We start from the raw sequence: 20,108 nt of genomic DNA, 5'->3' as shown, positions 1-20,108 counted from the left end.
CTAAGTACAATCACACTGGCTTTTGGGGTTGGCATGACAGGATCAATTGGAATTAACCTTCTCACGCTACTGGAAAGTTAAAGCCTGCCCCCAGAACTGAAGAATTATTTCCGCTTTCTTGCACTAGGGCAGTTGCAATCCATCCCACAGTTGTAATCAGCCACTTACTGCTAGGGCGATCGATCCAATCTGAACCAGGAATCGTTTGGCGATCGTACCCGTAAAACTCTGCTTGATCATCTGGCTGACTGAGCGGAAAGATAAGAACCTCTGCTGATCGGGTGACCCTTAAGGCGGTCTGAGGCGCTTTCATTACCCACCGCACCCATTCATCAGAAGTTGGAGTCGGAATGCGATCGCGAATATCCTCACCATAAAGAAACTGCGTTGAATACTTGAAATTTAAGGCAATTCCTGCATTTTCAGCCTGATGCAATGCTAGTTCAGGTCCGGGCTTGATTTCTAAAAGCACTGGACTGATTTGAGCACATGATTGGCACAATGCCATTGCTGTCATGGCTTCTACTTGGCTATCGAAACGCTCTTTGAAAATGACGTACAGATCGAGATCGCTATTTGTCACTGCGCTCTGACTTGCAAAGCTGCCTTGCAGATAGTAGCCTCGAATTCGTCCTAAAAAAGCTTTTTCAAAAACGCCGATAACACCCTGAATAATCTGATTGATTTTAGGATGCTCGGTAAAGTAGACGAGCGTATACGGTTGGTTGCTCATAAAACGCTAAAGGTTTTGGAGGTAGAGCGAGTGAACCCTAACTATTCTGCAACATCCTTTAAGGTGTCCTTGAGAACTGTTCGCGCTGCGAGATGGTTTCGAGTTGAGGTCAAAATCTCAGATTCTCGTTCTAGTCGCGCTTGAGTGTCCTGTAATTCTAAAAGTGCTTGTTGCTCGTCCGGCACATTGTGCAAATTACTCGCAATCCAGTAAGAAAGCTCAGTCGGCAGACTCGGAATCTCTTCAGGCAATTCAATATCCTGACCAGACAGCTTTTCCGAAAGTCTCACCACGTCGTAAAGAAGCTGATTCACATCTTTCGCCAACGGTCTTAGATCTTGAGTCGGCGGATGATCTTCGATCCACTCAACTAAACCGACTCGATAAGGCTTCTCGCGGGTATATTCCAACACTCGAAAACGCTGCTGTCCTAATGTCAGAACCTTCATTCGATCGTCAGGCAACCTTTGAAACTGTACAATCTCGGCACAACACCCAACAGGCGCAGGCTGCCCTTTCTCTTGATCCCACATCAACACGCCAAACCGTCGATCGCCATCCAATATCGTGTTCATCATCATTCGATAGCGAAACTCGAAGATGTGCAACGGCAAGGGGCGACCTGGAAATAAAACGAGGTCGGGCAAAGGGAATAGGGGGAGTTCTCGAACCGCGATCGATGAAGTCATTCTCTGCAAACGATGAGGGTGCTTTCCTCTACTTTAACGGATCTACTGTTAAGAGATGTATCCAAATTAAAAAATAAAGGATGCGATCGCATCCTTCAAATCTTACAGTTTCACTTCGATATCAACACCAGCGGGAAGATCAAGCTTCATCAAGGCATCGATCGTCTTAGAAGAAGGCTGATAGATATCGATCAAGCGATGATGTGTCCGAGTTTCAAAATGCTCACGCGAGTCTTTATCAACGTGGGGAGAGCGCAGAACGCAATAGATTCGGCGGCGAGTCGGGAGCGGAATCGGACCGATCGCAGTAGCATTAGTACGGTTTGCGGTATCGACGATCTTTTCGCAGGATGTATCAAGTAACCGTCGATCGAAAGCTTTGAGGCGAATGCGAATTTTTTGCTGTTGAATCGTTGCCATGTTATGTTCCCAAGTTGTCAATGGTTCGGTGGGGTGCGCTTTGTGCGCCAGTCAATTATTGTAGCGCTAAAACCGTTGCAGGCTCGATCTTTTGCAAGAAATCATCTGAACTACAATATCGATAGCGCTATGAAAGGAAATTAGAATGTCTGAAATGAGACTCGATTCAAATCAACTCAAAGCCGTTTTGAAAAGCGCGATCGTCGAATTACTCCAAGAAAATCGCCAAGAAATTTCTGACCTGTTAGCAGAGATCATCGAAGATATTGCGATGGAAAGAGCGATCAAAGAAAGCGAAACGACTAAGCCTGTCAGCCGCGAAGCTATCTTTCGATTATTGGGGAAGGCGTGAACGTCGCGTATTGATTACGAATCTTTCTGTTTGACTTCAAACTCCATCTTAGAGCGATAAAAACAAACACCAAATTCAAGAAAAAAGTTCGTCTGACCTAGAATGAATGGTGTGGTTGGGCGCTTTGTCCATGCAAATAGTAGTTCGGTCGATGGAAACTCTCCGATTTGAGCGATCGCAGAAAATGGCATTGCTGCTTGACCATTGAGATTACCTGCTAATCGAATAACGGCTCTACGATCGTCCCAAACCTCGCCTAATTGAAGCCCAAGTTCATAAGGCAAGACGTTAACCGTAGCGCCGCTATCCACCAGCCCAACCGCTTCAATGCTCTGATCTTCTCGATATAGCAATAATGGAAGTCTCGGCAAGCTATCAAACTCGTTTTGGGCTGGGCTAGTGGTTGAATACTTGAATCGCATACAGTACTACTGCTCTGCCTTTGACTGTTTGAAAGCTTCCATCAGAACCGCACCCGCACCGTAACAGTCGTAAGGGGTTGGAAAATCATAGGCTTTGAACGGCTCCAATGGCGCAATTTCCTCAGCCATATCTAGATCCTCAGCCAGAATTCGGATCAGTTTGAGCTTTTCGGCTGCGGAGAGTTGCCGCGCCGCAGGAAGTACTTCAGCTAGAGTCATGATTACAGCCCTCTTCTCAAGAAGTCACACCTACAGCCTACTCTATTGCTTTGTATTAGATCTGGAACAGAATCTCTCGTAGCGATCGATGGAACGTTAATCAGAACAGTCCAGTATTAAAGACCTTTTGACGAGAATTCAACGTTTAAGGGAGTTTCAAAAGATGTGGTCTAACGGAGAGACTTGAAGCTACTCAATAGGCTTGATGGTGACGCTACCACCTCCCACTGCCCGAATGCACACATCGTAGCCATACAGTAAGTTCATTCGGACTAATGGTTCTGCGTCAGAAGCAACAACATCAATCATTTGGCTCTGTCCATCCCAAATCACTGAAGCCTTGTACAGTTCAAAAACAACTTCGCTCCCATCTCCCAAGGTTCCGACATCGCGGTAATGCCAAGGCAAACCTAAATCTGTGATGATGGAAAGTGGTAAAGACAAAAAGCTAGTGAATCCGGTATCAATGACCGCATCAACGGCGATTTTGGGTGAACTAATACGACCGACTGCAATTTTGATGATTGCTTCACAATTATCATTAACCCTGCCAAACATCATACAGGCTTCCTCAGACTGCGGCTCCCCATACGGAAGACTGCTCGATGTCCGATGCGAATCACCCAAGGCTGGGCATCAGGATAGCGCTCATAAAGTCGATCGACTGCAACTATCGGCGTGTCATCGACTTCAAAGGCTCCAGTTTCGATGTCGATCGCTACAATCTTGCCATGATTGCCTTCTTCTACTTGCGATCGCACCTGAGTCTCGTAAATCTCATTCCCACGACGAGCGTATTCTTCTTTGGGATAGCGGGGTTGTCGAACTGCCATCGGCTTGACCTCGTTTCAACTGTATCCCCCTATTTTATCTCCAAGGCATCCTACGACATTGAACCAGCCTACTCCACTTACACTACTTAAGCCTAAAGCGGATGTAGGCTGATTGATGTATCAAGAGATCATTTCGCAACCGCCATCATTGAATACTTCTGCATGAAAGCTTCTGCAACTTCCTCAGATGTCGGTGGCTCACCTTCACCGTCTGTAAATAACATTTCCAGTGCGGCAATGTAAGCTTCACCAAATGCTGTTGTAAGCGCCGCTGCTGTCGTTGCTGCAAGAGCACCCCCGGTCACGGAACCAACGCCTGGAATAAACTTAAGCAGACCAGACATAATTGCTCGTCCTGCCAATGTTCCGCCTGCTCCAGTCAAGATACTTCCCACAACTGTAGTGAGAAAGCTTTCGTCAATTGACAAACCAAAAGTTGCAGGGATGCCAGCAAGCATTGCGACCTGGATCGGAACAATAGCAACAGCGTCAGAAAATGGAATGGGTGTTGCCGCTATGCCTGCTGCTGTAGCTGCTGCTCCGGCTACGATCGCATGAGAGTGTTTTTTCTTCAAACCAATATCTACTTTCTGAGCAGCCGTGAAAGCTCTCTTTAAACCTTCTGGAACAACTTGCATCGTCAACTCTACAAGCTCACGCAGATTCATTGGGGGGAGAACAAAGCCTTCATCTAGTTCTTCTTGAACGGCTCGAACACGAATCACATTTTTCGCATTTGGGAGAATCTGTTGAACCTCTGCCCGAAAACCACCGTCGGTTCTAGCTTTGGTAATTACTACAACGACAGGCATATACTCCGAAAGCATATTAACCAATTCCTCTTCTGCTGGCTCAACACGGCGTAGATCCTCAGCAATGCAGACCCAAGCCATGTGAATGTGCTGTTGTGGATCAGCACCTCTGGAGCGTTCGGAGACAAATGAGCGTACATCACCAACAGTTTTAGAAAAGTCTGCCATTTCCAGACCACGAGTATCAAAAATAGAAAGCGGCACTCCTTCTTTTTTGATTTCTCTCGTATTCTGTGTAACTGGGCGACCTTGACCAGTAGTTGCTAGATTACCTTGAAAAATCGAGTTGATTAGCGTACTTTTTCCAACGCCACTGCGACCTGCAATCAGAATGTTGACATGACCGCGTTCCTTTAGAGCATCACGTAGAGCATCTCTTACTACATCAGCAAGATTAAAATTCTCTGTTACTGTCGTCATCTCTCTCATCTCCTACAGGCTAATCTCAGCAAGGGCATTTTGCTATCTGAATTGTTCCCGCCAGTGAAATGAGAGGCGACATAAAAAACAAAGCCCTCAGTAGATTGCTCCACCGAGGGCTTCATTTCAATTAGCTAAACACTTACTTGAGGATCTTCGAGACCACACCTGCACCAACGGTACGACCGCCTTCACGGATTGCAAAGCGCATTCCTTGTTCGATTGCGATCGGGTTGATCAGCTCCACAGTCATCTTGATCCGGTCTCCGGGCATTACCATTTCAGCTTCGCCGCCTTCGTCAGTCGTGAAGTTGCTGATGGTTCCAGTTACGTCGGTTGTACGCACATAGAACTGAGGACGGTAGCCAGGGAAGAACGGAGTGTGACGACCGCCTTCTTCTTTCTTCAGGATGTACACTTCAGACTCGAATTGAGTGTGAGGCTTGATCGAACCGGGTTTAGCCAGCACCATGCCACGCTCAATATCAGCCTTTTGAATACCCCGAAGCAAGATACCAGCGTTGTCTCCTGCCATACCCTTGTCGAGACTCTTCTTGAACATCTCGATTCCGGTGACGGTGCTCTTACGAGTGTCACGGATACCGACGAGTTCAACTTCGTCCTGAACCTTGACTTCACCCCGCTCAATCCGACCCGTTGCAACCGTACCCCGACCCGTGATCGAAAACACGTCTTCAACTGCCATCAAGAACGGCTTGTCAACATCACGCTCAGGAGTCGGGATGTATTCGTCAACCGAATCCATCAGCTTGTAGATGCAGTCAACCCACTCGTTTTCGCCCTTCTTGGTTTTAGGATTTGCGGTCATGACTTCAACCGCTTGGAGTGCAGAACCTGCCGTGACTGGAATCTCATCGCCAGGGAATTCGTAAGAATCCAACAGTTCGCGAATTTCCAATTCAACGAGTTCGAGCAGTTCTTCGTCATCCACCATGTCTTTCTTGTTCATGAAGACAACCAGACGGGGAACGCCCACCTGACGAGCCAAGAGGATGTGTTCACGAGTTTGGGGCATGGGACCGTCAGCCGCCGATACCACCAAAATCGCGCCGTCCATCTGAGCTGCACCCGTGATCATGTTCTTCACATAGTCAGCGTGTCCAGGACAGTCCACGTGAGCATAGTGCCGGGACTCGGTTTCGTACTCCACGTGAGCGGTGTTGATCGTGATACCCCGTGCTTTTTCTTCCGGAGCTGCGTCGATGTCTTCATACTTCCGGGCTGCCGCTTGACCCAGAGCTGAAAGGGTCATCGTGATTGCAGCCGTGAGCGTTGTCTTGCCGTGGTCAACGTGACCGATCGTGCCAATGTTGACGTGGGGTTTATTCCGTTCAAACTTTGCGCGTGCCATGAATTACAATTCCTCTCCTGAATTAACCGTTCCCTTTGTTTTTCGCAATGATGGTTTCAGCGACGTTCTTGGGTACTTCTTCGTAATGGCTGAATTCCATTGTAAAAGTACCGCGTCCCTGAGTCATCGATCGGATATCCGTAGCATATCCAAACATTTCTGCCAGTGGAACCTTGGTGGTGACTTTGGCGATCCCTCTCTCGACTCCTTGAGCTTCAATTTGCCCACGTTTCGAGATCAGGTTCCCCATAACACTGCCAAGAAAGTCTTCTGGCACTTCGACTTCGACCTTCATCATCGGTTCTAAGAGTACCGGGTTGGCTTTCATTACGCCATCCTTGATCGCCATCGATCCAGCAATCTTAAACGCCATTTCAGAAGAGTCTACATCGTGGTACGAACCATCGACGAGTGTGGCTTTCACATCGATCAATGGGTAGCCCGCAACGATACCGCTTTCGCAAGCTTCTTTCATGCCTGCTTCAGCAGGTCCGACGTATTCTTTCGGAACTGTACCACCCACGATCTTCGAGACAAACTCAAATCCTGTACCGACTTCGCCTGGTTCAAGCTGGATCACAACGTGACCATACTGACCTTTACCACCACTCTGACGGACAAATTTGCCTTCAGCTTTGACGGCTTTACGAATCGTTTCACGGTAAGCGACTTGAGGTGCGCCAACGTTTGCTTCGACTTTGAATTCGCGAAGCATTCGATCGACCAAGATTTCCAAGTGCAATTCGCCCATTCCGGCGATCACAGTTTGGTTGGTTTCTTGATCAATGCTGACGCGGAAAGTCGGATCTTCCTCGGACAGTGCCTTGAGCGCTTTGGATAGTTTTTCCATGTCGCTTTTGGTCTTCGGTTCAACTGCAACCGAGATCACAGGCTCAGGAATAAACAGCGATTCAAGTACAATGCTGTCGCCTTCAGGACAAAGGGTATCACCCGTCAAGGTATCAGACAATCCAGGAATTGCTCCCAAGTCGCCTGCTCTGAGTTCGTCTACGTCGATCCGCTCATCTGCTTTCAAGATGATTAGACGCGAAACGCGCTCTTTCTTACCTTTCGTCGAGTTGTAGATGTAGCTACCTTTTGAAAGCACACCAGAGTAAACGCGAACAAAGGTTAAGCGACCGACAAATTTATCAGTCATCACTTTGAAAGCGAGTGCAGCCAAAGGTGCATCATCTTTCGGCGGACGAGCTTGAAGGCTGCCATCCGGCATGGTTCCTTGAATCGGCGGAATGTCATTCGGAGAAGGAAGATAATCCAAGACCGCATCGAGCATTTGCTGAACGCCTTTGTTTTTGAAGGCAGAACCGCAGAGCAGAGGAACAAAGAATTCTCCATCGATTCCTTCGATCGTGCCTTTCCGAATTGCTGCTTTGATTTCTTCTTCGGTGATTTCTTCACCTGCAAAGTACTTCTCAAGCAAAGCTTCGTCGGTTTCTGCAACGGATTCGATCAGAATCGTGCGGAATTCGTCAGCCTTTTCCTTCAGATCTTCAGGAATATCGGTGACTTCGATTTCGCGACCTAAATCGTCTTTGTGGATGTACGCTTTCATCCGAACCAAGTCAATGATGCCTTTGAATTGATCCTCAGCACCGATTGGGATTTGAATCGGAACAGCGTATTTGACGTTTAGACGATCGCGAATTTGACCGTAAACCTTGAAGAAGTCCGCGCCAGTTCTGTCCATCTTGTTGACGAACACCATGCGAGGAACGTTGTAACGGTTCGCTTGCTTCCACACGGTTTCCGATTGAGGCTGAACGCCACCGACGGAACAGAACACCGCGATCACACCGTCGAGAACTCGCATTGAGCGCTCAACTTCGATCGTGAAGTCTACGTGCCCTGGAGTGTCGATGATATTGATTTTGTGTTCGAGTTCGCCTTCACCGGGCTGGTTCGGCTTGTCTGCATCGCGACGAGTCCATTGAGTACTAATTGCAGCAGCGGTGATCGTAATGCCCCGCTCCCGCTCTTGTTCCATCCAGTCCGTTGTGGCTGTCCCCTCATGCACTTCGCCAATCTTATGGACGATGCCGGAGTAAAATAGAATCCGTTCAGTTGTTGTTGTCTTGCCCGCATCAATATGCGCGGCGATCCCGATATTTCTTACTCTTTCGAGCGGGACGGTACGAGCCACAGCTACCTCCTTAGCATCTGTGAAAGGGTTAAATCACACTACTGCGTCTATTAAGATTCTATACTTTTTAATACCGATAGTGTGCGAATGCTTTATTGGCTTCTGCCATCCGGTGCGTTTCTTCGCGCTTCCGGATCGCGCTTCCCGTTTCGTTGGCAGCATCCATCAATTCGTTTGCCAATTTGGAGGACATCGACTTGCCTGCACGAGAGCGAGAAAACTGGATTAACCATCTCAACGCCAGGGCAATTCCACGATCGGTACGGACTTCCATCGGCACTTGGTAGGTTGCGCCACCGACTCGACGCGCTTTGACTTCAACCAAAGGAGTCGCATTCTTGACTGCCCGCTCAAAAGTCTCCAGCGGATCAGAACCAGTGCGCTCTTTGATGATTTCAAACGCATCGTAAACGATACGGGTTGCCAGAGATTTTTTGCCACTCGACATAATCCGCCGCACCATCATGGTGACGAGGCGGGAGTTATGAACAGAGTCGGGGGGAATGGGACGCTTTTTGATGACGACGCGACGAGACATAATTAGCCTTAGAAAGAAAGAACAGTAAATGGAGACAATCAGAGCGCGATCGTGGAATTCAAAAGAGTGTCGTGAGAAAAGGCTCTAAAAATAGCTTCGATCGCTAACAAACGAACCTCATTGACTCAAATTCTTGAGCGACGAGGTTCATTTGGCAAATTAATTCTAACGAGCAACGGTTTATTTCGCCGCTGCGGGTTTCGGACGTTTTGCACCGTACTTGGAGCGACCTTGTTTGCGGTCTTTTACGCCAGCCGTGTCAAGGGTTCCACGAATGATGTGGTAACGGACACCAGGTAAATCCTTTACCCGTCCGCCCCGAATCATCACAACGGAGTGTTCTTGTAAGTTGTGACCGATGCCGGGAATGTAAGCTGTCACTTCAAAGCCTGAAGTGAGGCGAACCCGCGCCACCTTACGAAGAGCAGAGTTCGGTTTTTTCGGCGTAGTGGTATAAACCCGTGTGCAAACTCCACGACGCTGAGGGCAACTCTTCAGAGCCGGGGATTTGGTTTTCTTCTTAGCTTTATTGCGCTCACTACGGATGAGTTGCTGGATGGTGGGCATTTTCTAATGTATGGGAGAATGCAGTCTTTGAACTGCTCCGACTTTCAACGATCACTAAACATACCAATGGATCGATACCCCTGTCAAATGGTCTGACAAGTCGATCGATCTTCGGATGTAAAGCCTACTTATTCTAGCTCTCGTTGACGGAGAATGAGACACCACAATCACAACTTTTTTTGGCGTTTGGATTGTGGAAGCGGAAACTGCCGCCCATTAAGTCTTCAGAGAAGTCGATCGTTAAATTCTCTAAGTACTGAGCGCTATGAGGATCGATCGCGATTTGGATGCCGTGACACTGTTGGATGCGATCGCTCGAATTTAATTCGGTTTCAAATTTGGTGATGTAAGAAAATCCCTGACAGCCGCCGGGTTCGATTTGGAGACGGAAAAAGGCGGATGAATCGGGATGGCGTTTGTGAAGGCGGTGGATTTCTGCGATCGCAGACGGGCTTAATTGGATCATATTAAACGTGGAAATTCGCGTTTTTCATCGTATCGCGATCGCAGATTCCAAAAACAAATCGAGGCAATCCTACAGAACTGCCCCGATTCAAGGATTAAATTCAATATTTAGTTTGCGCGGGAATAGTCGTCTTGGAATCTTACGATGTCGTCTTCGCCGAGATATTCGCCGTTCTGAACTTCAATCAGCACCAGAGGAATCACACCAGGATTTTCTAAACGGTGTGCTGTGCACTGAGGAACATAGGTAGACTGATTGCTGCCAAGTGTAATCTGAGCATCACCGCATTCGACCTTCGCCGTTCCAGACACGACGATCCAGTGTTCGCTGCGGTGGTGGTGCATTTGTAAACTGAGACGATGACCGGGTTTGACCTCGATCCGTTTGATTTTGTAGCCGCGACCTTCTTCGAGAATTGTGAACGAACCCCAGGGACGAAGTTCTGTTGCCGCCGCCCTAACTGGGGTCGGAGACAGCACTAGGGCTGGAGTTTGAGTTTTTTCTTGAGCCTGAGCCACAGTTTCTCTCCTCAATAACTAATAGAATTTCGCGAATGGAACTCCCAACCAAAAAGACTAACAAACCTATCCAAGTCGCGCTCGTTTATAGTGGACAATTTCTTAAGATTTCACGAAGTCTTGATTTGAATTGCGAAATCCGTGAAGAAGTGGTATCAGTTTTTACGGCTGAAGGAAAATTCCGATGCCGTTATGGACTCGTGCTGCCGATCGAGCGGGTCGATCGAGTAGTTGCCCGCCTAAATAAAGCGTGGTCGAACTTCCACCGTCTAGATTCAAGGCGTTAACTGCTCCTAATTGCTGCATAATTTGTGCCATGTCGCTCAAGGACGCGCCAACACCGGAAGTATTATTTTGTGCAGTGACAATTAGGATTCTGCCGTCTGCGGTTTGTCCGATCGCACTTCGAGCCGCTCTCTCTTGAATAAACGCCGTACTAAATTGCTCCAAGCGCCCATCCAGAACGATTTGACCATTTCGGATTAAAAGAGGTCCACCCCCAATCAAGTTTGGGAATGCGGCTAAATCTGGGAGATTGAAGGCACTTTCGAGTTGAACGGGAATTGCTGGAGTGAAAGCGGCAGCGGCAGTACGATTCGATCGAAAAACTAATAAATATCCAGTTGTCGGAATTTGAATCGTTGTGCCTGCTGTTGGAACGGCTTGCTGTGTGCCAGTTTGATTATTCTGAACAGGAAGAAGAATTTCGTTATCGGTCAGAGTCGTATAAGTACTGCCCCAATCAGCGGTATATCGAGCGATTCCAGCTTGAACAAAGGCAGAATTCAGCGTGGTTAGAGGGAACCGTTGACCAGTAGAGAGTGTGACAGTTTCTTGGAGAGTTAAGCGATCGAATCTCCAATTTCCCGCTGCATCCCAACCGACGACACCTCGACTCAGAATCGGACCGGATGCAAAGCGGTTATCGCTTTTGATTGCGCCAAGCGGTAATTGATTATTGCGATTGAAATAGCCGCCGTTAATTGCAGCGGTCGCCAAAGATTGTTGAGCCGTTGTGAATAAAGGCAGTGTTCCGGTCAAGGTTGCGGAATTGGGTAAAATTGGGCGAATGCTAACTTGGCGGGGATTTGCTTCGAGCCAAACGATCGGGAATTGGTTCGTGCCAACTGAGAGCGATCGCTGTCTCCAAAACAAGCCATTCGCCCATAGAATATCGCGATCGCTGAGGAAATTTGAACCGACTTCGATCGTGATGCGATCGGGACTTGATGCGGTTGTAATTCGCGATCGTAAACTCAGCGGAACGCCAATCCTGACTATCGTTCGATTTCCGCTAGGTTGAACTGTTAGCGATCGAATTCGACTTGCGGGAGTTGGCTTGAATTTTCCTAACTGATTCTGATCCACCTGAGCATCAAGGGTTAAAACAAGCTCATTGAGTTGTGGATCAGCTTGCCAAGTAATAGGTCGATCGAGCGAAATCGTAATGCGATCGACATTTGGTGCAGACTGTTCTTGTTGGATGACAGTCAAATTCGCGATCGGGGTCGTAATCTGTAGCGTATTCCCGCTAATCTGAATCTGCCAGCCGTTTCTTTGAGCAAACTCTGTCACATCCAAATAACGTAGCGGTGGAGCTAATCGAGTCGGAAAAACCGCTTCAGAAAACCACTGAATCGGCTGGCGACTTGCATCATTTGTACTTAGTAAATCTGCTCCAAATCGCTGCGTCAAGACCGCATCACTTAGTCCGATTCGAGTTACGCCATTGACCTGCCACTGGCTCCAATTCCCGCTAAAAGTCTGTCCGTTCAAAATAATTTGGGTTCCTTGAACAAGCGGGGAATTGAAATTTAACGGAGCAGGTCTAGGAGGTGGCGTTTGTTGAGCGAGATTAAAGTTTAGTGCCGCAGGAGCATCTGCAAAAGCAGGAAATGAAATTGACCAAAACGTAAGTAGGTAGAAACCGAATCGAAGAGAAGCCATCTGACAAAAATTCACGAAGAGAATCCGTAATTGCCGCAGGTTATTTTACTGCGTCGCCAAATCTCGATTGACGAATCTAAAACTATCAAGAAATCCTAACTTCTCAGTGTTGCACGTTCTTGCCCGCCCCAGTCGCTAGAAAGCAAGTCTCATCGGAGTTAAGGTCTGTAAATATCCGATCAATCCTCGCACTATTACAGGGATTGCCAGGGCGCAAAATTTTCTATAATATTCTTATCCCAGGCTTTGTAAAAATTCAGTTAAGCTAGATCTCCCGATCATCACGCGGGGCTGTGAAACTCTGTTAAACCTGAAGCGATCGAGGGCAAATTGTTTCTCAGGTTTGAGATTTTGCAACAGAGTTGGCGGTTTTGTCTATGAGCATTCTCTAGGATGGCGAAATCGCTTGACGCGCAGAATTTTTTACTCGATTGTTAAATTTATGTGAGCATTAGTCTCTTTATCTTCACAAAAGCTTCTCCCAGATTTTCCGCGCTGATTTCTTCCCCAGTTTGTTTCCGGTCTCATCCCAAAATCTCTTCTTGAAATGAATCGAATGAATCCTCCCATGAGTCAAGCAAGTGTTCCGTCAGAGTCTCACAATCAATTTAATGGATATGCAGGTCAGCGCTGGCTAGTCGAGGAACGGGATGCCTGCGGTGTTGGTTTTATCGCGGATCAGCAAGGTCGCAACAGTCACGATCTGATGGAGAAAGCGTTGTCTGCGCTCGCTTGCTTGGAACATCGGGGCGGATGTAGCGCGGATCAGGACTCCGGAGATGGTGCGGGTCTGATGGCGGCAATTCCCTGGGAGATTTTGAACCAGTGGACGAATGATCAAGGTGTAACCCTAACTCCGGATCAGACTGGAGTAGGCATGGTGTTTTTGCCGCAAGATAATGCGATCGCAGCATCCGTCAAAGAAATTGCTGAGAGGATTATTGCCGAAGAAGGCTTAACGTTTTTAGGCTGGCGAATTGTCCCGGTTAAACCTGAAATTCTTGGCGTTCAAGCGCGGGAAAATCAGCCACAAATCGAGCAATTGTTAGTGAAATCTGACACATTGAGCGGTGAAGAGTTAGAGCGCAAACTGTACCTTACTCGCAAACAGATTCACCGAATTTTGGCAGAGCAAGCAAAACCTGGATTTGATGAGTTGTATGTTTGCTCGTTCTCAACTCGCACGATCGTTTATAAAGGCATGGTGCGATCGGCGATCTTGGGCGAATTTTACCAAGACCTGCAAAACTCAAACTATAAGACTTCGTTCGCCCTGTATCACCGTCGTTTCAGTACCAACACGATGCCGAAATGGCCACTCGCTCAACCGATGCGACTTCTGGGACACAACGGCGAAATCAATACGCTGCTCGGCAACGTCAATTGGATGAAAGCGCGGGAAGCAGATTTGGCGCATGAATTTTGGGGCGATCGCATCACTGCCCTGAAGCCGACCGTCAACTCAAATAATAGCGACTCTGCCAACTTGGATAACGTGATGGAGTTGCTCGTTCGCTCCGGACGTAGCCCCGTCGAAGCGCTAATGATGATGGTTCCAGAGGCTTACAAGAATCAGCCTGAATTGACCGATCATCCTGAAATTGTGGACTTTTACGAGTATCACAGTGGCATTCAAGAAGCTTGGGATGGTCCCGCTTTATTGGCGTTCTGTGATGGAAAAATTGTTGGAGCAACGCTCGATCGAAACGGTCTTCGTCCCGCTCGTTACACAATCACACGCGATGGTTATCTCGTCGTAGCATCGGAAGCAGGCGTAGTCGATATTCCAGAATCTGAGGTAATCGAGAAAGGGCGGCTCGGTCCTGGACAGATGATCGCGTTCGATTTGCAAACTCTTGAAGTTCTGAAGAACTGGGAAATCAAACAGCGAGTTGCAAATGCTCATCCGTATGGAGAATGGCTGAAGCAAAATCGGAAAACGCTGCGATCGCAGGAATATCTAGAAGCTTCCCAACTGGATCAGCAAGCCCTTCTAAAGCATCAGACTGCATTTGGCTACACCTTGGAAGATGTGGAAATGGTCATCCAAGACATGGCAGCCCAAGGGAAAGAGCCAACCTTCTGTATGGGCGATGATATTCCGCTGGCAGTTCTGTCTGAACGTCCTCACTTGTTGTACGACTATTTCAAACAGCGGTTTGCTCAAGTGACGAATCCGCCGATCGATCCTCTCCGCGAAAAGCTTGTCATGTCTCTGACGATGCAACTTGGAGCGCGTGGGAATCTGCTCGAAACCAAGTCCGAAGGCGCGAATTTATTCTTATTAGAGTCGCCTGTTCTAACTGAGCCAGAGCTTGATCAAATCCGTAATTCAGGTCCTGAAACCGCTAACCTTTCGACATTGTTTGAAATTGCCGCTGGTCCTGAAGGGCTGAAAACTGCGGTCAAGAATTTGTGCGAACAGGCAGCGGAAGCCGTTCGATCGGGCAAAAAGATTTTGGTGTTAAGCGATCGCTTAGATCGATCGGGCAATTTCACTCGATTAAATGCTGATCAAAGCTACATTCCACCGCTCTTAGCCGTTGGAGCCGTTCACCATCATCTGATCCGTCAAGGTCTGCGGATGAAGGCTTCTCTGATTGTGGATACCGCTCAAGCTTGGAGTACTCATCACTTTGCTTGCTTGATTGGTTATGGTGCAAGTGCGGTTTGTCCTTACTTGGCACTGGAATCCGTTCGTCAATGGTGGGCAGATTCCAAGACTCAGAGCTTGATGGAACGCGGAAAGATCAAAGCGGCAAGTTTAACTGCTGTGCAAGCGAACTTTCGTAAAGCGATCGAAGATGGTCTTCTCAAGATCCTCTCGAAAATGGGCATCTCCTTGCTATCGAGCTATCAAGCCGCTCAAATCTTTGAAGCGATCGGTATCGGTGGTGATCTGCTCAACTTAGGATTTTTTGGAACTGCATCGCGGTTGGGTGGATTAACGATCGCAGAACTCGCCCAAGAAATTCTTTCGTTCCACAGTCGTGCCTTTCCAGAGTTGACTACCAAAAAGCTCGAAAACTTCGGATTTGTTCAATATCGTCCGGGTGGTGAGTACCACATGAACAGCCCGGAACTGGCGAAGCATCTACACCAAGCGGTTAGAACGAATAGCTTTGATCACTATGATTTGTATCAAAAGCATTTAGCGAATCGTCCGATTACTGCATTGAGAGATTTGCTTGATTTCAAGAGCGATCGAGACTCAATCTCAATTGATGAAGTTGAATCCGCGACCGAAATCGTGAAACGCTTCTGTACAGGTGGAATGTCGCTAGGTGCCTTGTCTCGTGAAGCGCATGAAGTATTAGCGATCGCAATGAACCGCTTAGGTGGTCGATCGAACTCTGGCGAAGGCGGAGAAGATCCCGTTCGATACAAAGTTCTCAATGAAGTGCAAGACGGAATTTCGCCGCTCTTACCTCATCTCAAAGGACTGAAGGTTGGAGACACTGCCAACTCTGCAATCAAGCAAGTTGCTTCCGGTCGCTTCGGCGTGACACCTGAGTATCTGATGAACGCGAAGCAAATCGAGATCAAAATGGCTCAAGGCGCAAAACCCGGTGAAGGCGGACAATTGCCGGGACCGAAAGTGAGTCCTTACATTGCCTTGCTACGTCGATCGAAGCCTGGAGTGACCCTAATTTCTCCGCCGCCGCACCATGACATTTATTCGATCGAAGATCTCGCTCAACTAATCTTTGACCTACACCAAATCAATCCCGTGGCTCAAGTCTCGGTGAAATTGGTAGCAGAAGTTGGTATTGGTACGATCGCGGCTGGAGTCGCTAAAGCGAACGCGGACATTATCCAAATCTCCGGTCACGATGGCGGTACGGGTGCATCTCCGCTTAGCTCGATTAAGCACGCTGGAAGTCCTTGGGAATTGGGCTTAACCGAAGTACATCGTGTATTGATGCAGAACCAATTGCGCAATCGCGTCATTCTCCGAGTGGATGGCGGCATCAAAGCCGGATGGGACGTTGTAATGGCGGCTCTGATGGGCGGTGAAGAGTTTGGATTTGGCTCGATCGCGATGATTGCCGAAGGTTGCATCATGGCTCGGATCTGTCATACCAATAGCTGTCCGGTCGGAGTTGCAAGCCAGAAAGAAGAACTACGTAAACGTTTCCCTGGAACACCAGAACACGTCGTTAACTTCTTCTTGTTTGTCGCGGAAGAAGTTCGATCGCTTTTAGCTCGTTTAGGCTACAAATCCCTAAATGAAATCATTGGACGTGCTGATCTGCTGAAGATGCGTGAAGGTGTGGGTTTAACCAAGACTCAGATGTTGAATCTGGATTGTTTGACTCAGCTACCGGATACTAAGAGCGATCGTTCTTGGCTGAATCATGAAGCCGTTCATAGTAACGGCATTGTTCTTGATGACCAAATTCTAAGTGATGCGGATGTTCAAGCTGCAATCCAGAATCAAGGCGATGTGACTCATTCGATCGATGTTATCAACACGGATCGAACTGTTGGAACTCGAATCTCCGGTGCGATCGCGAAACAATACGGCAATTCCGGTTTCGGTGGTCAAATCACTTTGAACTTTGCCGGAAGCGTCGGACAAAGCTTCGGAGCATTCAACCTACCTTGTATGACGCTGAACTTAGTCGGCGAAGCGAATGACTATGTAGGTAAAGGAATGCACGGAGGTACGATCGCAATCAAACCTACACCTGAAGCCACCTATGATCCTTCTCAAAACGTGATCATTGGTAATACCTGCCTCTATGGTGCAACGGGTGGACGACTCTTCGCGAATGGACAAGCTGGCGAACGCTTTGCCGTCCGAAACTCCCTCGCTGAAGCCGTTGTCGAAGGAGTTGGCGATCACTGTTGCGAATACATGACAGGCGGCGTAGTCGTTGTTCTCGGTCGTGCAGGTCGTAACGTGGGTGCGGGTATGACGGGCGGTTTAGCTTACTTCTTCGATGAAGATGGCAGCTTCCAAGAGAAAGTCAATGCTGAGATCGTTAAGGTTCAGCGTGTGACTGCGCCTGCGGGTGAACAACAGTTAAAAGAACTACTTGAGGCTCATGTAGAGTATACGGGTAGCCCGAAAGCAAAGGCGATTTTGGCGAACTGGTCAGAGTCGCTGTCGAAGTTCTGGCAAGTGATTCCACCATCTGAGAAAGATACACCCGAAGCAAATCCAGATATCGAGAAAGTAGCAGTTTCGGCTTAGGGGAAAGGGAGCGATCGTATAAATGTGCGATCGCTCCCTTTTCACGTCTCACTAAAATCAATGCCCTCGTAAAGTTGGGCAATTTGAATCTCAACCCCGACTGCTCCGAGCGTTAAAGTCGCAGTTGGATCATCAAACTCTGAAAGTAGCCATTGATTGACCGCTGTTCTTACGTGGTGTTCAACACGAATGCGGTACTGATCAATCAGGACATATTCTTGGAAACTGGAAATTGTCCGATAAGCAACGAATTTTTCGCCTCGGTCATGATTTTGTGTTGATTTTGATAAAACTTCAGCAATCAGACAGGGATTGACGACTGTATCTGTTCTCCCAGTCTGAAGCTCGATCGGTTTCGGCACGACCATAACATCAGGGTAAGTGTAAAGATTAACGGCTGGAATCCAAAGACGCTGATCGGTGTAGAACGTTCGATAGTTCTTTGTCTTCAGAGCGGTCTTGAGAAGAATGTAGAGATTTCCGGCGATGTCATTATGATTTGGTGTACCGCCAGTCATGGGGACGATTTCTCCGTCGCGATATTCACTCCGGGCTTCAGAGGCGAGTTCTAGCTCTAAATACTCTTGAGTGCTGTAGTGCTTTTTATCAGCTTGAACAATCATGTCAATCTCGTCCTAAGATTTCATGGTGTTGATTGATCATACCTGTTGTTTCAAGTGGCTGATTAACGTTTATCCTTCCCAAATTTGCAGTTGTCGCGATGCTGCAACGAACGTGTTGATAACCTTCGGTGGATAAAGGAAGTGATCGTAAGCGATCGCCATTTGTCGCGCTGCTTCAGAGTGCGGAACCTGACCAATTCCTGTTCCAAATCCAGGACAAACTAAACGCTCGATCGATTTCTGCGAAGTCTTGTTATGCTGCCGAACTGCTAAAAGCGTCGCCCACATTGCAATGTAAGGAACATCTGTCCCCTGAATTGTCATGGGAACTCGCATCGTTGGAGTATGAGCAAGAAACGGATGCTTCGGATGTTCAGTTTCAATAATGAACGAGGTTCCGACAGGCTGTTCTCCCAGATAGTCCTCAAGAATTCGCTGCTGAACTCGTCGCTCTAGGGAAACTCCAAAGAATTGGGTAATTGCCGCGTCCATTCCACCATCCATCATGCCGAAAGAATTAGCAGGACTGACCAAGCAATCAAAATCTGAAATCCATTCAAAGCGATCATTCACAATTTCCACATCAGCAAATTGAATAAAGTGATCTTGAAACGCTGCAAAGAGAGAAGAATTCGGTGCCGTGAGGATAAGCTTCAACTCATAATCTCCAATATGATGTGCAACTATAATGAGGCATTACGATCGCATCAAGCCATGAATCTCCCTGAAGCGAAACCGTCAATTTCTTCCAGTCTCTACGACACTGACTTCTATGCTTGGACACAAGAACAGGCAATGCTCCTGAAGAATCAGCAATGGAGCCAGCTTGATGTGCCAAATATTATTGAGGAGATCGAATCTTTGGGGAAACAGCAGCGCCAAGAACTTCGGAATCGCATGAGCGTTCTGATTGGGCATTTGCTGAAATGGCAGTATCAACCGCAGAATCGTAGTCGTAGCTGGTTAGCCACGCTTCGGATTCAACGCTTAGATATTAATGATTTACTTGAGGATAATCCCAGTTTGAAGCCTTACATTGAAGAAGCGATCGAGAAGGCATATCTGAAAGGGGTCGAATTAGCAGTGAAAGAGACTGATTTATCCGGGCGAACATTTCCAAGGGAATGCCCTTATGCTTTAGAAGAGATGTTGAGCGATCGCTTCTTTCCCGGTGAAGCAAGCGAGTTATTAGAAGATTAAAGTTCAGTTTGCTCGATCGCTTTCCGCATCAGTGCAAAATCATTGGGTGCGATCGCACTTGCAGAGCATGGCTCTAAGTAACCTGAGTTCGGGTTAAGCATGTGCTTGAAAAGATATCGTTTGCCGCATTCACCCGCCCGGAAATGAATCTCCGGGCTGATCAAAGCAACCCCGCTGAAGCGGGCTAAGAACTCTGTGTTACGCACTCAGCCCGCTTCAGCGGGGTTTCCTCCATTAGCCCGGAGATTCATTTCCGGGCGGACTCGCAACGCAGCAAGAGGGATTTGGCTAGGGCATGTCTACCACTTTCTTATCCCGAACTCAGGTTAAGTAGTATCAAGAATTACTCTAACGATTCAATCAATTCATCTTTTCTGAATACCCACAAACCCAGTAATTGATTCTTCCAACTCTTCAAGACACATCTCAATTACTTCTTGAATGTTCTGCATCAGTTCATCGATCGTTTCCCCTTGGCTATAACAAGCCTTCAACTGCGGAACTTCACCGACATACATTCCATCTTCGTCACGCTCAATGACAACGTAGAACTCTCTGCCTTTCATCGCGACCTCCACTTGAATTTAAAGACAGCAAACCCCTCAAAAGCCATTGA

General features: G+C 47.7%; 21 protein-coding genes. 3 read left to right on the top strand and 18 right to left on the bottom strand.

What is annotated here, in order from left to right; all coding sequences use genetic code 11:
• Positions 1-61: 61 nt before the first annotated feature.
• The 3 genes from ACQ4M5_RS38670 to rpsJ all read right to left on the bottom strand — a co-directional run bounded on the left by ACQ4M5_RS38670 (position 62) and on the right by rpsJ (position 1,842).
• Positions 62-733, bottom strand: a complete 672-nt coding sequence (locus ACQ4M5_RS38670) for a nucleotidyltransferase domain-containing protein (RefSeq protein WP_430681110.1) — start codon at positions 731-733, stop codon at positions 62-64.
• Positions 734-774: 41 nt separating this feature from the next.
• On the bottom strand, positions 775-1,422 hold the full coding sequence (locus ACQ4M5_RS38665) for an LON peptidase substrate-binding domain-containing protein (RefSeq protein ID WP_430681109.1): 648 nt from the start codon (positions 1,420-1,422) through the stop codon (positions 775-777).
• A gap of 102 nt (positions 1,423-1,524) precedes the next feature.
• Entirely contained in the window at positions 1,525-1,842 is a 318-nt protein-coding gene (rpsJ, locus tag ACQ4M5_RS38660; RefSeq protein ID WP_017288044.1) for a 30S ribosomal protein S10, read from the bottom strand.
• A gap of 145 nt (positions 1,843-1,987) precedes the next feature.
• On the opposite strand from rpsJ, the gene ACQ4M5_RS38655 reads away from it, so the two are divergent.
• The gene (locus ACQ4M5_RS38655; protein WP_430681108.1) at positions 1,988-2,194 is read left to right on the top strand and encodes a hypothetical protein; all 207 of its coding nucleotides are present in this window, start codon (positions 1,988-1,990) and stop codon (positions 2,192-2,194) included.
• A 14-nt stretch (positions 2,195-2,208) separates the two neighbouring features.
• On the opposite strand, the gene ACQ4M5_RS38650 is transcribed toward ACQ4M5_RS38655, so the two are convergent.
• The 12 genes from ACQ4M5_RS38650 to ACQ4M5_RS38595 all read right to left on the bottom strand — a co-directional run bounded on the left by ACQ4M5_RS38650 (position 2,209) and on the right by ACQ4M5_RS38595 (position 12,469).
• Complete coding sequence (locus tag ACQ4M5_RS38650) at positions 2,209-2,616, bottom strand: hypothetical protein (protein ID WP_430681107.1); 408 nt, start codon at positions 2,614-2,616, stop codon at positions 2,209-2,211.
• A 6-nt stretch (positions 2,617-2,622) separates the two neighbouring features.
• A complete protein-coding gene (locus ACQ4M5_RS38645; RefSeq protein ID WP_430681106.1) occupies positions 2,623-2,835 on the bottom strand; it encodes a hypothetical protein in 213 nt (70 codons plus the stop codon).
• Between the two features lie 189 nt (positions 2,836-3,024).
• Positions 3,025-3,396 (bottom strand): clan AA aspartic protease, encoded by a 372-nt coding sequence (locus ACQ4M5_RS38640; protein ID WP_430681105.1) that lies wholly within the window; start codon positions 3,394-3,396, stop codon positions 3,025-3,027.
• Entirely contained in the window at positions 3,393-3,668 is a 276-nt protein-coding gene (locus tag ACQ4M5_RS38635; RefSeq protein WP_430681104.1) for a hypothetical protein, read from the bottom strand. The genes ACQ4M5_RS38640 and ACQ4M5_RS38635 overlap by 4 nt, the downstream gene beginning before the upstream one ends.
• A gap of 128 nt (positions 3,669-3,796) precedes the next feature.
• Positions 3,797-4,900: a YcjF family protein gene (locus ACQ4M5_RS38630; RefSeq protein ID WP_430681103.1), complete on the bottom strand. Its 1,104-nt coding sequence runs from the start codon at positions 4,898-4,900 to the stop codon at positions 3,797-3,799.
• A gap of 142 nt (positions 4,901-5,042) precedes the next feature.
• The gene (gene tuf, locus ACQ4M5_RS38625; protein WP_430681102.1) at positions 5,043-6,272 is read right to left on the bottom strand and encodes an elongation factor Tu; all 1,230 of its coding nucleotides are present in this window, start codon (positions 6,270-6,272) and stop codon (positions 5,043-5,045) included.
• Between the two features lie 22 nt (positions 6,273-6,294).
• Positions 6,295-8,433 (bottom strand): elongation factor G, encoded by a 2,139-nt coding sequence (gene fusA / locus ACQ4M5_RS38620; protein WP_430681101.1) that lies wholly within the window; start codon positions 8,431-8,433, stop codon positions 6,295-6,297.
• A gap of 67 nt (positions 8,434-8,500) precedes the next feature.
• A complete protein-coding gene (gene rpsG, locus ACQ4M5_RS38615) occupies positions 8,501-8,971 on the bottom strand; it encodes a 30S ribosomal protein S7 (protein ID WP_430681100.1) in 471 nt (156 codons plus the stop codon).
• 180 nt (positions 8,972-9,151) lie between these two features.
• Positions 9,152-9,538, bottom strand: a complete 387-nt coding sequence (rpsL, locus tag ACQ4M5_RS38610) for a 30S ribosomal protein S12 (protein ID WP_058999992.1) — start codon at positions 9,536-9,538, stop codon at positions 9,152-9,154.
• Positions 9,539-9,671: 133 nt separating this feature from the next.
• Positions 9,672-10,004, bottom strand: coding sequence for a HesB/IscA family protein (locus ACQ4M5_RS38605; protein WP_430681099.1), 333 nt, complete (start codon positions 10,002-10,004; stop codon positions 9,672-9,674).
• A gap of 107 nt (positions 10,005-10,111) precedes the next feature.
• Complete coding sequence (locus ACQ4M5_RS38600) at positions 10,112-10,522, bottom strand: phosphomannose isomerase type II C-terminal cupin domain (protein ID WP_430681098.1); 411 nt, start codon at positions 10,520-10,522, stop codon at positions 10,112-10,114.
• Between the two features lie 162 nt (positions 10,523-10,684).
• Positions 10,685-12,469: a phosphodiester glycosidase family protein gene (locus ACQ4M5_RS38595; protein WP_430681097.1), complete on the bottom strand. Its 1,785-nt coding sequence runs from the start codon at positions 12,467-12,469 to the stop codon at positions 10,685-10,687.
• A 568-nt stretch (positions 12,470-13,037) separates the two neighbouring features.
• Between ACQ4M5_RS38595 and gltB the strand changes: the two genes are divergently transcribed.
• A complete protein-coding gene (gltB, locus tag ACQ4M5_RS38590) occupies positions 13,038-17,669 on the top strand; it encodes a glutamate synthase large subunit (RefSeq protein WP_430681096.1) in 4,632 nt (1,543 codons plus the stop codon).
• Between the two features lie 41 nt (positions 17,670-17,710).
• Here the strand turns inward: gltB and ACQ4M5_RS38585 are convergent, their stop codons facing one another.
• Positions 17,711-18,292 carry a Uma2 family endonuclease gene (locus ACQ4M5_RS38585; protein WP_430681095.1) on the bottom strand — a complete coding sequence of 194 codons (582 nt, stop codon included), beginning with the start codon at positions 18,290-18,292 and terminating at the stop codon, positions 17,711-17,713.
• 69 nt (positions 18,293-18,361) lie between these two features.
• Complete coding sequence (locus tag ACQ4M5_RS38580; RefSeq protein ID WP_430681094.1) at positions 18,362-18,949, bottom strand: macro domain-containing protein; 588 nt, start codon at positions 18,947-18,949, stop codon at positions 18,362-18,364.
• A gap of 15 nt (positions 18,950-18,964) precedes the next feature.
• Here ACQ4M5_RS38580 and ACQ4M5_RS38575 point away from each other — a divergent pair, with 15 nt between their 5' ends.
• Entirely contained in the window at positions 18,965-19,492 is a 528-nt protein-coding gene (locus ACQ4M5_RS38575) for a DUF29 domain-containing protein (RefSeq protein WP_430681093.1), read from the top strand.
• Positions 19,493-19,857: 365 nt separating this feature from the next.
• Here ACQ4M5_RS38575 and ACQ4M5_RS38570 read toward each other — a convergent pair whose 3' ends face one another.
• Positions 19,858-20,058, bottom strand: coding sequence for a type II toxin-antitoxin system HicB family antitoxin (locus ACQ4M5_RS38570; protein ID WP_430681092.1), 201 nt, complete (start codon positions 20,056-20,058; stop codon positions 19,858-19,860).
• Between the last annotated feature and the right edge of the window lie 50 nt (positions 20,059-20,108).

The sequence above is a fragment of the Leptolyngbya sp. AN10 genome (assembly GCF_050565645.1).
GTDB lineage: Bacteria > Cyanobacteriota > Cyanobacteriia > Leptolyngbyales > Leptolyngbyaceae > Leptolyngbya.
Note: the sequence above shows the minus strand (reverse complement) of the source record. Positions and strands in the feature narration are given on the sequence as shown.

What these genes read in the sequence shown, in the direction of transcription:
- ACQ4M5_RS38670 (WP_430681110.1), bottom strand. Translation starts at nt 733, where the DNA reads ATGAGCAACCAACCGTATACGCTCGTCTACTTTACCGAGCATCCTAAA.
- ACQ4M5_RS38665 (WP_430681109.1), bottom strand. Translation starts at nt 1,422, where the DNA reads ATGACTTCATCGATCGCGGTTCGAGAACTCCCCCTATTCCCTTTGCCC.
- rpsJ (WP_017288044.1), bottom strand. Translation starts at nt 1,842, where the DNA reads ATGGCAACGATTCAACAGCAAAAAATTCGCATTCGCCTCAAAGCTTTC.
- ACQ4M5_RS38655 (WP_430681108.1), top strand. Translation starts at nt 1,988, where the DNA reads ATGTCTGAAATGAGACTCGATTCAAATCAACTCAAAGCCGTTTTGAAA.
- ACQ4M5_RS38650 (WP_430681107.1), bottom strand. Translation starts at nt 2,616, where the DNA reads ATGCGATTCAAGTATTCAACCACTAGCCCAGCCCAAAACGAGTTTGAT.
- ACQ4M5_RS38645 (WP_430681106.1), bottom strand. Translation starts at nt 2,835, where the DNA reads ATGACTCTAGCTGAAGTACTTCCTGCGGCGCGGCAACTCTCCGCAGCC.
- ACQ4M5_RS38640 (WP_430681105.1), bottom strand. Translation starts at nt 3,396, where the DNA reads ATGATGTTTGGCAGGGTTAATGATAATTGTGAAGCAATCATCAAAATT.
- ACQ4M5_RS38635 (WP_430681104.1), bottom strand. Translation starts at nt 3,668, where the DNA reads ATGGCAGTTCGACAACCCCGCTATCCCAAAGAAGAATACGCTCGTCGT.
- ACQ4M5_RS38630 (WP_430681103.1), bottom strand. Translation starts at nt 4,900, where the DNA reads ATGACGACAGTAACAGAGAATTTTAATCTTGCTGATGTAGTAAGAGAT.
- tuf (WP_430681102.1), bottom strand. Translation starts at nt 6,272, where the DNA reads ATGGCACGCGCAAAGTTTGAACGGAATAAACCCCACGTCAACATTGGC.
- rpsG (WP_430681100.1), bottom strand. Translation starts at nt 8,971, where the DNA reads ATGTCTCGTCGCGTCGTCATCAAAAAGCGTCCCATTCCCCCCGACTCT.
- rpsL (WP_058999992.1), bottom strand. Translation starts at nt 9,538, where the DNA reads ATGCCCACCATCCAGCAACTCATCCGTAGTGAGCGCAATAAAGCTAAG.
- ACQ4M5_RS38605 (WP_430681099.1), bottom strand. Translation starts at nt 10,004, where the DNA reads ATGATCCAATTAAGCCCGTCTGCGATCGCAGAAATCCACCGCCTTCAC.
- ACQ4M5_RS38595 (WP_430681097.1), bottom strand. Translation starts at nt 12,469, where the DNA reads ATGGCTTCTCTTCGATTCGGTTTCTACCTACTTACGTTTTGGTCAATT.
- gltB (WP_430681096.1), top strand. Translation starts at nt 13,038, where the DNA reads ATGAGTCAAGCAAGTGTTCCGTCAGAGTCTCACAATCAATTTAATGGA.
- ACQ4M5_RS38585 (WP_430681095.1), bottom strand. Translation starts at nt 18,292, where the DNA reads ATGATTGTTCAAGCTGATAAAAAGCACTACAGCACTCAAGAGTATTTA.
- ACQ4M5_RS38575 (WP_430681093.1), top strand. Translation starts at nt 18,965, where the DNA reads ATGATGTGCAACTATAATGAGGCATTACGATCGCATCAAGCCATGAAT.
- ACQ4M5_RS38570 (WP_430681092.1), bottom strand. Translation starts at nt 20,058, where the DNA reads ATGAAAGGCAGAGAGTTCTACGTTGTCATTGAGCGTGACGAAGATGGA.